This window comes from Streptomyces sp. NPDC040589 (genome assembly GCF_055594445.1).
The window spans coordinates 821,977-837,175 of record NZ_JBVIWP010000002.1 but is presented as its reverse complement, the minus strand read 5'-3'; the positions used below and the strand labels follow the sequence as shown (position 1 = coordinate 837,175).

General features: G+C 71.8%; 11 protein-coding genes and 1 tRNA gene. 8 read left to right on the top strand and 4 right to left on the bottom strand.

All coding sequences use genetic code 11. The features are described 5' to 3' along the window. Position 1 precedes the first annotated feature (1 nt). Together frc and ACZ58V_RS10760 are read right to left on the bottom strand one after the other, a co-directional pair. Positions 2 to 1,243, bottom strand: a complete 1,242-nt coding sequence (gene frc / locus ACZ58V_RS10765) for a formyl-CoA transferase (RefSeq protein ID WP_471289547.1) — start codon at positions 1,241 to 1,243, stop codon at positions 2 to 4. A 9-nt stretch (positions 1,244 to 1,252) separates the two neighbouring features. Continuing rightward, a complete protein-coding gene (locus ACZ58V_RS10760) occupies positions 1,253 to 2,935 on the bottom strand; it encodes a thiamine pyrophosphate-binding protein (RefSeq protein WP_471289545.1) in 1,683 nt (560 codons plus the stop codon). Between the two features lie 177 nt (positions 2,936 to 3,112). Between ACZ58V_RS10760 and sucC the strand changes: the two genes are divergently transcribed. The 3 genes from sucC to ACZ58V_RS10745 are packed head-to-tail and all read left to right on the top strand — an operon-like array spanning position 3,113 to position 6,771. Beyond that, the gene (gene sucC / locus ACZ58V_RS10755) at positions 3,113 to 4,243 is read left to right on the top strand and encodes an ADP-forming succinate--CoA ligase subunit beta (protein WP_468184095.1); all 1,131 of its coding nucleotides are present in this window, start codon (positions 3,113 to 3,115) and stop codon (positions 4,241 to 4,243) included. Between the two features lie 14 nt (positions 4,244 to 4,257). After that, positions 4,258 to 5,172, top strand: a complete 915-nt coding sequence (gene sucD / locus ACZ58V_RS10750; RefSeq protein ID WP_471289542.1) for a succinate--CoA ligase subunit alpha — start codon at positions 4,258 to 4,260, stop codon at positions 5,170 to 5,172. Positions 5,173 to 5,229: 57 nt separating this feature from the next. Then, positions 5,230 to 6,771: an aldehyde dehydrogenase family protein gene (locus ACZ58V_RS10745; RefSeq protein ID WP_471289539.1), complete on the top strand. Its 1,542-nt coding sequence runs from the start codon at positions 5,230 to 5,232 to the stop codon at positions 6,769 to 6,771. Between the two features lie 17 nt (positions 6,772 to 6,788). On the opposite strand, the gene ACZ58V_RS10740 is transcribed toward ACZ58V_RS10745, so the two are convergent. Continuing rightward, complete coding sequence (locus tag ACZ58V_RS10740) at positions 6,789 to 8,141, bottom strand: DUF2254 domain-containing protein (protein WP_471289537.1); 1,353 nt, start codon at positions 8,139 to 8,141, stop codon at positions 6,789 to 6,791. Positions 8,142 to 8,283: 142 nt separating this feature from the next. On the opposite strand from ACZ58V_RS10740, the gene ACZ58V_RS10735 reads away from it, so the two are divergent. Further along, positions 8,284 to 8,368, top strand: a tRNA-Leu gene (locus tag ACZ58V_RS10735). A 52-nt stretch (positions 8,369 to 8,420) separates the two neighbouring features. Here ACZ58V_RS10735 and ACZ58V_RS10730 read toward each other — a convergent pair. After that, on the bottom strand, positions 8,421 to 10,307 hold the full coding sequence (locus ACZ58V_RS10730; RefSeq protein WP_471289535.1) for a helix-turn-helix domain-containing protein: 1,887 nt from the start codon (positions 10,305 to 10,307) through the stop codon (positions 8,421 to 8,423). Positions 10,308 to 10,429: 122 nt separating this feature from the next. Here ACZ58V_RS10730 and ACZ58V_RS10725 point away from each other — a divergent pair, with 122 nt between their 5' ends. The 4 genes from ACZ58V_RS10725 to ACZ58V_RS10710 all read left to right on the top strand — a co-directional run bounded on the left by ACZ58V_RS10725 (position 10,430) and on the right by ACZ58V_RS10710 (position 15,142). After that, positions 10,430 to 12,214, top strand: coding sequence for an FAD-dependent oxidoreductase (locus ACZ58V_RS10725; protein ID WP_471289533.1), 1,785 nt, complete (start codon positions 10,430 to 10,432; stop codon positions 12,212 to 12,214). A 65-nt stretch (positions 12,215 to 12,279) separates the two neighbouring features. Beyond that, complete coding sequence (locus ACZ58V_RS10720) at positions 12,280 to 13,149, top strand: intradiol ring-cleavage dioxygenase (RefSeq protein WP_471289531.1); 870 nt, start codon at positions 12,280 to 12,282, stop codon at positions 13,147 to 13,149. Beyond that, positions 13,146 to 14,222 (top strand): maleylacetate reductase, encoded by a 1,077-nt coding sequence (locus ACZ58V_RS10715; protein WP_471289528.1) that lies wholly within the window; start codon positions 13,146 to 13,148, stop codon positions 14,220 to 14,222. The genes ACZ58V_RS10720 and ACZ58V_RS10715 overlap by 4 nt, the downstream gene beginning before the upstream one ends. Positions 14,223 to 14,275: 53 nt before the next feature. Then, on the top strand, positions 14,276 to 15,142 hold the full coding sequence (locus ACZ58V_RS10710; RefSeq protein WP_471289526.1) for a GNAT family N-acetyltransferase: 867 nt from the start codon (positions 14,276 to 14,278) through the stop codon (positions 15,140 to 15,142). Positions 15,143 to 15,199: the final 57 nt, after the last annotated feature.

Here is a 15,199-nt window from a genome sequence, read left to right as displayed (position 1 = left end):
GTCAGATCACTCCGTTCGACTTGAGCAGGCGCATTTCCTCGTCGCCGAGGCCGAGTTCGCCGACGTAGACCTCTTCGTTGTGCTCGCCGAGCAGTGGTGAGCCGGTCACCTCGACGGGGGAGTCCGACAGCTTGAGCGGGCTGCCGACGGTCACGAACTCGCCCCGCTGCGGGTGCGGGACGGTGACGACCATCTCGTTGGCGACCAGCGAACGGTCCTCGATGATCTCCCGGGTGGACAGGATCGGCCCGCACGGGATGTTGTGCGCGTTGAGCCGCTCCAGCACCTCCCACTTGGGCAGCGTCGAGGACCACTCCTCGATCAGCTGGAACATCTTGTTCAGCTTGGGCAGCCGCGCCTCGGGCGTCGCCCACTCGGGGTCGTCGGCCAGTTCGGGCCGGCCGATGAGCTCGCTGATCGGCTGCCAGCCGACGGGCTGCACGATGACGTACACGTAGTCGTTCGGGCCGCCCGGCGCGCACTTGACCGCCCAGCCGGGCTGGCCGCCGCCGGACGCGTTTCCGGACCTGGGAACCTCGTCGCCGAAGTCGTCGTTGGGATATTCACGGAGCGGGCCATGTGCCAGCCGCTGCTGATCCCTCAGCTTCACCCGGCAGAGGTTGAGGACGGCATGCTGCATGGCCACGTTGACCCGCTGACCGCGCCCGGTGTTCTCCCGCTGGTACAGCGCCGCGAGAATCCCCGCCACGGCGTGCACCCCCGTCCCCGAGTCCCCGATCTGGGCTCCCGTCGCCAGCGGCGGCCCGTCCTCGAAACCGGTGGTCGACATCGACCCGCCCATGGCCTGCGCGACGACCTCGTACGCCTTGAAGTTGGTGTACGGGCCCTCGCCGAACCCCTTGATGGAGGCATAGACGATCCGTGGATTGATCTCCTGGATGCGGTCCCAGGTGAAGCCCATCCGGTCGACCGCGCCCGGTCCGAAGTTCTCGACCATGACGTCGGAGCGCCGGATCAGCTCCGTGAGGATCTCCTTGCCGCGTTCGGTCTTGGTGTTGAGGGTGATGCTCCGCTTGTTGCAGTTGAGCATCGTGAAGTACAGGGAGTCGACGTCCGGCAGATCACGCAGCTGCTTGCGCGTGATGTCGCCGGTCGGCGCCTCCAGCTTGACGACGTCCGCGCCGAGCCAGGCGAGCAGCTGGGTCGCGGAGGGCCCGGACTGGACGTGGGTCATGTCCAGGACGCGGATGCCTTCGAGGGCCTTGGTGGACGGAGCAGTCATCGGGGCACCTCACTTGTACATGGTCTGGTTCATGGTTCCGGGGGCGTACGCGTCGGGGTCGACCCAGACGTTGATCAGGGACGGCTTGCCCGACTCGCGGGCGCGCCTCAGGGCCGGGCCGATGTCGGCGGGGTCGCGGACCTCCTCGCCGTAACCGCCCAGCATCTGGGCGAACTTGTCGTAGTGGACGTCGCCGAGGGTGTTGCCGATCCGCTCGCGGTCCTTGCCGTACTTGGCGGCCTGGCCGTAGCGGATCTGGTTCATGGAGGAGTTGTTGCCGACGATGCCGACGAACGGGAGGTCGTAGCGGACGAGCGTCTCGAAGTCCCAGCCGGTGAGGGAGAACGCGCCGTCGCCGAAGAGCGCGACGACCTCCTTGTCGGGCCGCGCCTGCTTGGCCGCGAGCACGAAGGGGACGCCCACGCCGAGCGTGCCCAGGGGGCCTGGGTCCATCCAGTGCCCGGGTGACTTGGGCTGTACGACCTGCCCGGAGAAGGTGACGATGTCGCCGCCGTCTCCGATGTAGATCGAGTCCTCGGTGAGGAAGTCGTTGATCTCGCTGACCAGGCGGTACGGGTGGATGGGTGAGGCGTCCGACCTCAGGCTCGGCAGCCGCTTCTCCAGAGCGGTCTGCTCGGCCGCCCGCAGCTCGTCCAGCCACTCCTTGCGCCTGGACGCACCGCCGTTGACGCGTCCGGAGGCCGCCTCGGTCACCGCCTTCAGCACCAGCCCGGCGTCGCCCACGATGCCGAGGTCGATGTCGCGGTTCTTGCCGACCGTGCGGTAGTCGAGGTCGATCTGCACGACGGTCGCCTCCGGTGACAGCCGCTTGCCGTAGCCCATGCGGAAGTCGAAGGGCGTACCGACGATGACGATCACGTCGGCGTTGGAGAAGGCGTACCGGCGCGACAGCTGGAAGTGGTGCGGGTCGCCGGGCGGGAGGGTGCCGCGGCCGGCGCCGTTCATGTACGCCGGGACGTTCAGGGTGCGCACCAGCTCGATGGCCGATCCGGTGCCCCGGGTCGTCCACAGCTGGCTGCCGAGCAGGATGGCCGGCTTCTCGGCGTGCACCAGCAGGTCGGCGAGCTTCTCGATCGCCTCGGGGTCGCCGGCCGAGCGGGTCGAGGCACGGTAGGCACCGGACTGGGGCACCCGGGCCTTGGCCGCGGGCACCTTGGCGTCCAGCACGTCACGCGGGATCTCCAGGAAGGAGGGCCCGGGCGCGCCGTGGAAGCACTCGCGGAACGCCATGGAGACCAGGTCCGCCGCGCGTGCCGTGTCCGGCACGGTCGCCGCGAACTTGGTGATGGGGCTCATCATGTCGACGTGCGGCAGGTCCTGGAGGGACCCCATCTTGTGCTGGGTGAGGGCCCCCTGACCGCCGATCAGCAGCATGGGCGACTCCGCGCGGAAGGCGTTGGCGACACCGGTGACGGCGTCGGTCGTCCCCGGGCCCGCGGTGACCACCGCGCAGCCGGGCTTGCCGGTGATGCGCGCGTAGCCGTCGGCGGCGTGGGCGGCGACCTGCTCGTGGCGTACGTCGACGACCTCGATGCCCTCGTCGACGCAGCCGTCGTAGATGTCGATGATGTGGCCGCCGCACAGCGTGTAGATGCGGTCGACCCCCTCGGCCTTGAGCGCCTTGGCTACGAGATGACCACCGGAAATCACGTCCTGGGTGTCGTCGGGCATGGCGAAGTCCTGTCCCTTCGTAGGGGGTTGGAACGGCTCGCAGTACATTGCATACAGTCGACGAATACTGTATGAAGCTTGTTATCCCGCATCCGGTGGGTGGTGTCCAGGGGGCGTGCGCCATTTCTCGGGAGTCTGGGGGCCGCTCCCCAGAAGACTCGGCAGTCAGGAGCCTGAATGGACCTGTACGAACACCAGGCAAGGGAACTCTTCGAAGAACACGGCATCTTGGTGCCGCGGGCCGAGGTGACGGACTCGGCCAAGGAGGCCCGCGAGATCGCACGTCGCCTCGGCGGACGGGTCGTGGTCAAGGCGCAGGTGAAGACCGGAGGGCGCGGCAAGGCGGGCGGTGTGAAGCTCGCCGCCGACCCGGCCGCCGCCGAGCTCACCGCCCGTCAGATCCTCGGCATGGACATCAAGGGCCACACGGTCGGCAAGGTGATGCTGGCCCAACCGGTCGACATCGAGACCGAGTTCTACGTGTCCTATGTACTCGACCGCGCCGCCGGCCACTTCCTCGCGATCGCCTCGGCGGAAGGCGGCATGGAGATAGAGGAGGTGGCGGCCGGCCGTCCCGAGGCCGTGGCCCGTGTCCCCGTCGACCCCGCCGAGGGCGTCACCTCCGCCAAGGCCGGCGAGATCGCCCGGGCGGCCGGGCTGCCGCCGCAGACCGTCGACGTCCTCGTACGTCTCTGGGACGTCCTGGTCCGCGAGGACGCCCTCCTGGTCGAGGTGAATCCGCTCGTCCGCACCCGGCAGGGACAGATCCTCGCCCTCGACGGCAAGGTCACCCTCGACGACAACGCCCGTTTCCGACAGGCGAGATGGGGTGCTGACGAAGGAGGGCACGACGACGCACTCGAGGCCGCCGCTGCGGCCAAGGGCCTCAACTACGTCAAGCTCGACGGTGAGGTCGGCATCATCGGCAACGGTGCCGGACTCGTCATGTCGACCCTGGACGTGGTCGCGGGCTGCGGCGCGCGCCCCGCCAACTTCCTCGACATCGGCGGCGGAGCGAGCGCCCAGGTCATGGCGGACGGACTGTCGCTGATCCTCTCCGACCCGGACGTGAAGTCCGTCTTCGTCAATGTCTTCGGCGGGATCACCGCCTGCGACGCGGTCGCCGACGGCATCGTCCGGGCCCTGGCCACCGTCCGGCTGACCAAGCCGCTCGTCGTGCGCCTCGACGGCAACAACGCGGCCCGGGGCCGGGCCGTCCTCGACGAGCACGCACATCCGCTGGTCCAGCAGGTCACCACCATGGACGGCGCCGCCCGCCGCGCCGCCGAACTCGCCACCGCGGCCTGAGGAGAGGGAACGCCATGGCCATCTACCTCACCAAGGAGAGCAAGGTCCTCGTCCAGGGCATGACCGGCGGCGAGGGAATGAAGCACACCCGGCGCATGCTCGCGGCCGGTACGGACGTCGTCGGCGGAGTCAACCCGCGCAAGGCGGGCCGCACGGTCGACTTCGACGTCCCTCATGGCCTGAAGGGCCCGGGAGGCGCCCCCACGGCCGTGCCGGTCTTCGGCTCGGTCGCCGAGGGCATGCGGGCGACCGGAGCGGACGTCACCGTCGTCTTCGTACCGCCCGCCTTCGCCAAGGCGGCCGTCGTCGAAGCCGCCGACGCGGGCATCGGCCTCGCGGTCGTCATCACCGAGGGCATCCCTGTCCACGACTCCGTCGCCTTCACCGCGTACGCCAAGGAGAAGGGCACCCGCATCGTCGGCCCCAACTGCCCGGGCCTCATCACCCCCGGCGAGTCCAACGCGGGCATCATCCCGGCCGACATCGCCAAGCCGGGCCGTATCGGCCTGGTCTCCAAGTCGGGCACGCTGACGTACCGGCTCATGTACGAGGTGCGCGACATCGGCTTCTCCACGTGCGTCGGCATCGGCGGCGACCCGGTCGTCGGCACCACGCACATCGACTGCCTCGCCGCCTTCCAGGACGACCCCGACACCGAACTGATCGTCCTCATCGGCGAGATCGGCGGCGACGCGGAGGAACGCGCGGCGGCGTACATCCGCGAGCACGTCACCAAGCCGGTCGTCGGCTACATCGCCGGATTCACCGCACCCGAGGGCAAGACCATGGGCCACGCGGGCGCGATCGTGTCCGGCTCCTCCGGCACCGCGCGGGCGAAGAAGGAGGCACTGGAGGCGGTCGGGGTGAGCGTGGGAAGCACACCGACCGAGACCGCGAAGCTCGTGCCGGCGCGTCTCGAAGGCCGATAGCGGTCCGCCCAAGGCCGATCCCCGCCCCCGACTGTGCACCGAGAGCGGAGCAACCCCATGGCACCCACCCTCACCCTCAAATCCGGCACGTCATGGCCCGACGCGTGGCAGCGCTGCCGCACCGTCGCGCCCGAGGCCTTCCGCGACGACCGGGTCCTCAACCTCTGGAACTCCGCCTGGCAGGCGGACGGCAGTGTCCTGCCCGCCGTCAGCCCGGTCGACGGCAGTCCCATCGCCGGGCCGCCACGCCTGGACGGATCCACCGCCCACCGGGCCGTGCGCGCGGCCCTCGATCAGCACCGCGCCTGGCGGCACGTCCCCCTGCCGGAGCGCAGGGCCCGCGTCGCCGCCACGCTCGACGCCCTCGCCGAACACCGCCGGCTGCTCGCACTCCTGCTCGTCTGGGAGATCGGCAAGCCCTGGCGGCTCGCCCAGGCGGACGTCGACCGGGCCATCGACGGGGTCCGCTGGTACGTCGACGGCATCGAACCGATGGTCGCCGAACGGGCCCCGCTCGACGGCCCGGTGTCCAACATCGCCAGCTGGAACTACCCGATGAGCGTGCTCGTTCACGCATTACTGGTGCAGGCACTGGCAGGCAACGCGGTCATCGCCAAGACCCCGACCGACGGCGGTGTCGCCTGCCTGACCCTGGCCAGTGCCCTCGCCGCGCGCGAGGGGATCCCCGTGACCCTCCTCAGCGGCAGCGGAGGCGAGCTGTCCCAGGCGCTGGTGCGGGCGCCCGAGATCGGCTGCGTCTCGTTCGTCGGCGGCCGCGACACCGGCGCCGCGGTGGCCACGGCCGTCGCCGACCTCGGCAAACGACACGTACTCGAACAGGAAGGACTCAACACCTGGGGCATCTGGAACTACTCGGACTGGGACGCGCTCACCGCGCTGGTTCCCAAGCTCTTCGACTACGGCAAGCAGCGCTGTACCGCGTACCCGCGCTTCGTCGTCCAGCGGCACCTGTTCGACGCGTTCCTGGCGGCGTACCTCCCGGCGGTCCGCGACGTCAGGGTCGGCCACCCGCTCGCCGTCGAGAGGACCGACGACCCGTACGCCGAGCTGGACTTCGGGCCGGTGATCAACGCCGCCAAGGCCAAGGAGCTCCAGGACCAGGTCGCCGAGGCGATCGAGCGCGGCGCCGTGCCGCTGCACCGCGGCAGCCCGGCCGACGCCCGCTTCCTGCCCGGCCAGGACACCTCCGCCTACGTCCAGCCGGTCACCCTCCTCAACCCGCCCTCGTCCTCTCCGCTGCACCACGCGGAGCCGTTCGGCCCGGTCGACACGATCGTCCTGGTCGACACGGAGGCGGAGCTGCTCGCCGCGATGAACGCCTCGAACGGCGCGCTCGTGGCCACGCTGTCCACCGACGACCGGGCCACCTACGAGCGGCTCGCCCCGCACATCCGCGCCTTCAAGGTCGGCCACGGCAGGCCCCGCTCCCGTGGCGACCGCGACGAGCTCTTCGGCGGGCTCGGCGCGTCCTGGCGCGGCGCGTTCGTCGGCGGCGAGCTGCTGGTGCGCGCGGTGACGCGGGGACCGGCGGGGGAGCGGCTGCCGGGCAACTTCCCGGAGTACCAGCTCCTGCCGTGAGGAGGAACCCCTCGGACTCAGCCGATGCCCTGTCGGTCCGGGCGCAGGGCGAACGCGCGGTCCGATGGGGACGGTTCGGCCTGGTCGACCGCCTGGCGGAGCAGTGCGCGGTGGCGCAGCAGCGGCTCCCGCCGTTCCGCCGGCACGAGCAGGAGCAGGTCGTCCAGTCCGGCCAGCATGCGCCGGGAGACCTGCGGGCTCCCGATGGCGCACCCCCGTACCTCGGTGAACCCGAGATCCACCAGCTCGGTCCACCCCGGCACGGGCTGCACCAGCCGCACCGCACCGGCCCGGTCCCGGTGCAGGGCGGTGTCCAGCGGGCGCCGGCTCAGCGAGGCCAGGAACTGGATGACGCGGTCCAGCGCCTGGACGGCGGTCGTCGGATCGTTGATCGCGGGCGACAGGGCGCGCAGCGCGATGTCGGACAACTGGCGCAGTCCGAAGCCGAGATCCTGGTGGTAGGTCCGCTCCACCCCGACCGAGGCCGTGTAGCGCAGCGCCCCGCGTGGCGGGGCCGGACCTCCGTGGACGGCCAGTACGGGCGTACCGGGCACCACGAAGTCCCCGATCCGCGGGATCAGCCGCAGCACGACCCCGTGCTTGCGCGCCACCCGCACCAATCGCGCGATGTGCACGTCCCGCAGCACACCCGCCCGGCCCTCGTGCGGTACCCACGCGGTCGCGGAGCCGAGGAGGGCTGCTTCTTCGTGCCCGTCGCGCCCGTCGTGTCCGCCCGTCGGCACGGGCATCGAGGCGGCCACCCGGAAGGACTCCGTGGCGATCCGCGCGATGACATGGCTGATCCGCATCAGTCGCAGAGTGGTGTTCACGTACAGCACGAAGAGGAACAGGCTCAGCGCGACCATGCAGAGCGTGAGGACCGACTGCACCAGCGGCACCGACGCCACGTCACGAGGGTCGTCGGCGGTGTCGAAGGACGTCAGGACCAGCAGGGTCAGCACGAAGGTCGCCAGGAACACCGCGAAGGTCGCCTTGGTGATCCGGCTCCGCACGAAGAGCCGCACCACGCGCGGGGTGAACTGCCCGCTCGCCATCTGCACGGCCACCAGCGAGATGCTGAAGACCACACCGATGAAGGTCATCATCGCCGAGCCGACCACGGTCACGACGGCCTTCGCGTCCTCCGCGAAGCGCAACAGCTCGTCGAGCGTCTCGTAGTCGCCGTCCTCCTGGAGCGCGTCGACGATGACCGTGTCGAGAACCTGCGCTCCCACCCAGACCACGAAGACGCTCACCATGGCCAGGGTGGGAGCGAACCAGAACGTGTCCCGCAGATGCTCCCGGAGCGGCGACAGCGCACGCGGGCGGCGACCCGGAGCGGGGCTCTGCGTAACCATCCAGTCACTCATGGTGTGACCCTAGGGGTATCGGGCCGCGAGGTCCCGGACCCCCGCCAGGCGGACGGAAACGCAGGTGAAAGGCACTCCGAAACCTTGGTATTGTTGTCCATGTCGCCGCGGGGAGCACTCCTGGCCAGGCGACGGACACCTTGTCCGGGTGGCGGAATGGCAGACGCGCTAGCTTGAGGTGCTAGTGCCCTTTATCGGGCGTGGGGGTTCAAGTCCCCCCTCGGACACAGATCAGCTCGGGCGGGTCGGGAAGTTTCCCGACCCGCCCGAGCTGTTTGCTCACTCCCTGTATCCCCGCAACTTGCGGTACAGCGTCGCCCGGCCGATGCCCAGCGCGGCCGCCGCGCGTGCCTTGTTGCCGCCGTGGCGGCGCAGTGCCTCCAGGATCGCGGCGCGCTCGGCGTGCTCCATCGGGCTGAGGGGGCGCGCGGCCGGTCCTTCGCGCACCGGGTCCGGGAGTTCGGTCCGGCGGACGGGGCCGGACATCCGCCGCTGCTCCGCCAGGGCCCGGACGACATGGGCCAGCTCGGTGACGTTCCCGGGCCACGGGTACAGCTCGAGCGCGCGCAGGGCGTCCAGGGTCCAGGTCAGCGGGGGCTGTCCGGGCACCGGCCGAGGCGCGAGGACCGGCAGCAGTTCCCGGATGTCCTCGGCGCGTTCCCGCAGTGGGGGCAGGGTCACCGAGCGGGCGGACAGTTTGTCCAGCAGGCGCTGCAGGCAGGGGCCGACCTGCGCGCCGGGCGTGTAGGTGACCAGGACGCGGGCGTCAGGGCGCGTGTCGAGCAGGGAGTTGAGCGCGGCGACGCCCGGCTGTTCGAGGCGCTCGGCGTGCCGCAGCAGGAGGGGCCGGTCGGCCGGCCACGCGGTCAGGGCCCCGTCGAGCCCGGTGTCCCGCGCCGCGTCGGCGATCCGGACGGCACCCTGGCCGAGCAACTCCCGGGCCAGCGCGGACTTGCCCGTTCCGCGCTCACCGGTCAGCAGCAGCGGCTCCGGGGAGCGCGCCAGTTCGACGGCACGCGCGACGGCGTGCCGCCATGGGACCGAGGAGCCGGTCAGGGTGACGGGCGGGCGCGGCGAGGCCGGCGCCTGCGGTACGGGATCGGCGACTGGTTCCAGTACGGCGACGATCCCGAGGACCGTGCCGTCGTCCAGACGCGCGGGGGTGATTCGCGCGGTGTACCCGGCTCCCTCGATCACCCCCGCCCCACTCACACCGCCGTCATCGAGCCGCGCGGTGAGCCCGCCGGGCCGCGCGGTGAGTCCGCCGGGCCCGGCGGGCAGGGCGGTCCCTTCCGTCTCACCCGCGCCGCCCCCAAGTCGCGCGGTACGCCCGGCTTCCCAGGCGGACTCCTCCGTCCCGCCCGCGCCATCCCCACGCCGCACGCTCACCGCCGTACGCTCCAGCGCATCGAGCACCTCCGGCGTCAGCAACCGCTGCGCAGCGTCGCTGACCAGCCGGTTGCGGCCGTCCAGGGCGACCACGGCCAGGTCGGGTCCACGCGTCCCGTCCGGCCCGGCCGCCCGCAGATACGCGTCCAGCAGCACCCGTTCGGCCCGCCCCGCCCGCGCGCGCAGTTCCGTCTCGACCGCGGCCGCGGCGGCCTCGGCGAGTGCCGCCTGCGGATGCGGTGAACGCGTGGTGCTCAGCCGCGAGGCGACGGTCACCGTGCCGAGCACCTGGGCGCTCTCCGGGTCGAGCAGCGGGACGGTGACCGCGGACACGTCCTGCCACCGGTCGAGGAAGTGCTCCGGCCCGTGCATCTCGGCCCGGCGCCGGGTGCGCAGGGCCAGGGCCGCGCTGTTGTTGCCGACCTCCTGCTCCGACAGAACGGGGCACGTCTCGAGCCCGGGCACGCTCCCCGCCGTCCAGAGCACGCGCAGCCGCTCGTCGGTGAGGATGAGCAGCGGCCTGCCCGCGCCCAGGGCGGGGACGATCCGGTCGAGCACCGGGCGGGCGGCGTCGAGCAGGGCCGACTCCACCGGTGGTACCGGACGAACCGCCGGTTCCTTCAAGTCGTGCGGCACGCCGAAGAACCGCGCCCGCCGCCACGCCGCGGCCACTTCCTCCGGTACGCCGTCGGGCAACGCGCGCCCCGTCAGGAAGCGTTCGCGGGCGTCGTACAGCGAGGGAAGGGCGGCGGCGGAGGTGTGCTCTGTGGTGGTCACGACATGTTCCACCGTATCGGGCTCCGTTGAACGGACAACAACTGCCGTGTCCGGAACGTCCGGCCCACACGATGTCTCGTAATGAGACACCCGCCTTCCGCCGATCCCCTCCATGATCATGAATGGCCGAAGTCCGATTCCCCCCGCAGGAGCGCCCCGTGTCCACCGTCGTCGAGACCGACGTCCTGATCGTGGGCAGCGGCCCGGCCGGTGCCTCGGCCGCGCTCGCCCTGAGCACCTACGGCGTGCCCAACCTCGTGGTGACCCGCTACGCGAGCCTCGCCGACACGCCCCGTGCGCACATCACCAACCAGCGCACCATGGAGGTGCTGCGCGACCTCGGCGTGGAGCAGGAGGTCGTCGCGCAGGCGACCCCGCAGCACCTGATGGGCAACACGACCTTCTGCACCAGCCTGGCGGGCGAGGAGCTGGGCCGGGTGCGCTCCTGGGGCAACGACCCGCTCGTCCAGGCGGAACACGAACTCGCCAGCCCCACCCGCATGTGCGACATGCCCCAGCACCTCATGGAGCCGGTCCTCGTAGACGCGGCCGTCGCCCGTGGCACCCGGCTGCGCTTCGAGACCGAGTACCTGTCCCACACCCAGGACGCGGACGGCGTCACGGCCACCGTCCGCGACCGGCTGCGCGGGGACACCTACGAGATCCGCGCCAAGTACCTGATCGGCGCCGACGGCGGCCGGTCGAAGGTCGCCGCGGACGCCGGGCTGCCGATGGGCGGCCAGATGGGCGTGGCCGGCAGCGTCAACATCGTGTTCGAGGCGGACCTGACGAAGTACACCGCCCACCGGCCGTCCACCCTCTACTGGGTCCTCGCGCCCGGCGCGACGGTCGGCGGCATCGGCGCGGGTCTGGTGCGCTGTGTCCGGCCCTGGAACGAGTGGCTGATCGTGTGGGGCTACGACGTCACCGCGGGCGCCCCCGATCTGACCACGGCGTACGCGGAATCCGTCGTCCGCCAGCTCGTCGGCGACGACGACATTCCCGTGACCATCAAGTCGTCCTCCGCGTGGACGGTCAACGAGATGTACGCGGAGAGGTACGCCAACGGCCGCGTCTTCTGCGCCGGCGACGCCGTGCACCGGCATCCGCCGTCCAACGGCCTCGGCTCCAACACCTCCATCCAGGACGCCTACAACCTGGCCTGGAAGCTCAAGCTCGTCCTCGACGGCGCCGCCCACCCCAGGCTGCTCGACAGCTACACCGCCGAACGCGCACCCATCGGCCGGCAGATCGTCACCCGCGCCAACCAGTCCATCCGCGAGACCGCCCCCGTCTTCGAGGCCCTCGACGGGCTCTCCCCGCAGACCCCCGAGCAGCTGTGGGCCAACATCGCCGCCCGCAAGGACGCCACCGAGGCCGCCGAGAAGCAGCGCGCTCAACTGCGCGAGGCGATCGCCTTCAAGGTGTACGAGTTCAACGCGCACGGCGTCGACCTCAACCAGCGCTATCCGGCCGAGAGCTCTGCCGCGATCGTCCCGGACGGCACGCCCGACCCCGGCTTCGCCCGCGACCCCGAGCTGCACCACCAGCCGTCCTCCCGCCCCGGCGCCCGGATCCCGCACGCCTGGATCACCTCCGGCACCCGCACGCTCTCCACCCTCGACACGGTCGGCCGGGGCCGCTTCACGCTGCTGACCGGCATCGGGGGAGAGGACTGGGTGCGCGCGGCCGAGGCCCAGGACATCGAGATCGCCACCGTGGTGATCGGTCCCGGGCAGGAGTACGAGGACCCGTACGGCGACTGGGCGCGGCTGCGCGAGATCACGGACACCGGCGCCCTCCTCGTACGCCCCGACGGCTTCGTCGCCTTCCGGCACGCGTCCGCTGCTCCGGACGCCGGAGAACTGCTCGCGGACACGCTGCGGCGGATCCTCGGTCACGCCTGAACGCGCGATCATGGAGGAAGCGGACGCCTCATGGAAGAAGCGGACGTCGACGAAGGGGAGCCGACATGACCACCGACGCGACGGGGGCCGGCGTCACGGAGCAGGCCCTCGCCAGCCTCCGCGGGAGCGCCGACCCGCGGCTGCGCGAGCTGCTCACCGGACTCGTCCGCCATCTCCACGACTTCGCGCGGGAGACGCGGCTCACGCAGGAGGAGTGGGAGCGGGCGATCGCCTTCCTCACGGCGACCGGGCAGGCCTGCACCGACACCCGGCAGGAGTTCATCCTGCTGTCGGACGTGCTCGGTCTGTCCATGCTCGTGGAGACCGTCAACGCCGACCGTGCGCCCGGGGCCACCGAGTCGACCGTGCTGGGTCCCTTCCACATGACCGAGTCGCCCGTCCGTGAACTCGGCGACGACATCGACCTGGTGGGCGGCGGCGAGCCGTGCGTGATCAGCGGCCGGGTGCTGGCGCGGGACGGCACACCGCTGCCCGGCGCCGTCGTCGACGTCTGGCAGGCCGACGACAAGGGCTACTACGACGTCCAGCAGCCCGGCGTCCAGCCCGCGGGCAACGGACGCGGGCTGTTCACCGCCGACGCCGAGGGCCGCTTCTGGTTCCGCACCTGCGTTCCCGCCGCGTATCCGATCCCCACCGACGGTCCGGTCGGCGGGCTGCTGAGCGCGACCGGCAGGCACCCGTACCGTCCCGCGCACATCCACTTCATCGCCACGGCCGAGGGACACACGCCCGTCACCACCCACATCTTCGTGGCGGGCGGGGAGTACCTGGAGAGCGACGCGGTGTTCGCCGTGAAGCAGAGCCTGGTCAAGGATTTCGCGGAGACCGACGACCCCTCCCTGGCGAAGGAGTTCGGCGTGCCGAACCCCTTCCGGCTCGCCCGGTTCGACCTCGTCCTGGAGCGTGCCGTATGACGTTCCGGAGCGAGTTCTCGTACGAGACCCGGCCCGTGCGGGTCGTCTTCCGGCCCGGCGCGGCCGTCACCGCGACCCCGGACGAGGCCGCGCGCCTCGGCCTGCGGCGCCTGCTCGTGGTGTGCGGCAGCCGGGGCGAGACGGTCGCCCGGGCGGTGGCGGACGCGCTCGGCGACACCTGTGCGGGAGTGCACGCCGAGGCCCGGATGCACGTACCCGCCGAGGACGCCGACCGCGCCGTCGAGGCGGTGCGCGCGGCCGGGGCGGACGGGTGCGTCGCGGTCGGCGGTGGCTCCGCGATCGGGCTCGGCAAGGCCATCGCCCTGCGCACCGGGCTGCCGCTGATCGCCGTGCCGTCGACCTACTCGGGCTCCGAGATGACTCCGGTCTGGGGCCTGACCGAGCACGGCGCCAAGCGCACCGGCCGCGACCCGGTCGTCCAGCCCCGCAGCGTCGTCTACGACCCCCGGCTCACCCTCTCCCTGCCCGTGCCGCTGACCGTGACCAGCGGCGTCAACGCGCTGGCGCACGCCGTCGAGGCGCTGTACGCCCCGGACGCCTCGCCGCTCGTCTCGGTCATGGCCGAGGAGGGCGTGCGGGCGATGGCCGGCGCACTGCCGCACCTGGTCGCCGACCCGCAGGACCTGGACGCGCGCGGCCGGGCGCTGTACGCGGCGTGGCTGTGCGGCGCGTGCCTGGGCGCGACCACCATGGGGCTGCACCACAAGATGTGCCATGTGCTGGGCGGCACCTTCGGGCTGCCGCACGCCGAGACCCACACCGTGGTGCTGCCGTACGCCCTGGCCTACAACGCCCCCGCCGCCCCGGAGGCGTTGACCGTACTGGAGCGGGCCCTCGGCACCGACGACGTGCCGCGCACCCTGTGGGAGCTGGCCGGACGCCTCGGCGCACCCCGCTCCCTCGCCGAACTCGGCCTCACGGAAGCCGACCTGGCACCGGCGGCGGCCCGGGTCGCGGGCGAGCCGTACGCCAACCCGCGCCCGGTGACGGCGGACGGGGCCCTGGCCGTGCTGCGGGCGGCGTACGAGGGAGGGCGGCCAGGGCCCGCCTAGAGCCGGTGGGAAACCGGGTGCGGGCTGTCGGTCCCGTGGTGTGTGATCGGGGCATGGCGATTGTCTTGGGCGAGCCGGGACCCGACGGGCTGGGCGAGGCCGTGGGCGTGCTGCGTGAGTGGCAGTACGAGGGGGCGCCGATGCAGTTGCATCCGGGCGACCTGGGCTGGTTCTGGCGGTCCGGCGCCGAAGCGACCGCCGCGGCGGTCCGGACCTGGAGCCGGAACGGACGGATCCTCGCCGTCGGTCTGCTGGACGGGCCCGGGCTGCTACGGCTGACGATCGCGCCCGCCGCCCATCGGGACGAGGAGCTGGCACGGCAGCTGGTCGCGGACGTGACCGAGCCGGAACGCGGCGTGCTGCCCGAGGGGAAGGCGAACATCGAGGCGCCGATGGGCGCGCTGGTCCAGGACCTGTTGTCCGAGAACGGCTGGAACACCGACGAGCCGTGGACCCCGCTGCGCCGCGACCTCACGGAGCCGGTGAAGGACCCGGGCGTACGGATCGAGGTGGCCGGACCGGAGCAAGCACATGTCCGGGCCGCCGTACAGCGAGCATCGTTCGACGGGTCCAGGTTCACGGACGGGCACTGGCGCGCGATGGCGGCCGGACTGCCGTACGCCGACGCCCGGTGCCTGGTCGCCTACGACGACCAGGGCAACGCGGTGGCGGCGGTGACGGTGTGGTCGGCCGGTCCGGGCAGGCCCGGGTTGCTCGAACCGATGGGTGTGCACCGGGAACATCGCCGTCACGGCTACGGCAAGGCGATCACCGTCGCCGCGGCGGCCGCACTCCAGGAGTTGGGCTCCTCGAGCGCGCTCGTCTGCACTCCGAGCTCCAATGCCGGCGCCGTCGCCACCTACAAGGCAGCCGGCTTCCGTCAACGCCCCGAGGTCCGGGACCTGTACCGGCCCGCCTAGGCCCTGTCCGGGAAGGTCCCCGGAACCCCATGTGCCCGGCGCGGCGTCTTGGATCTT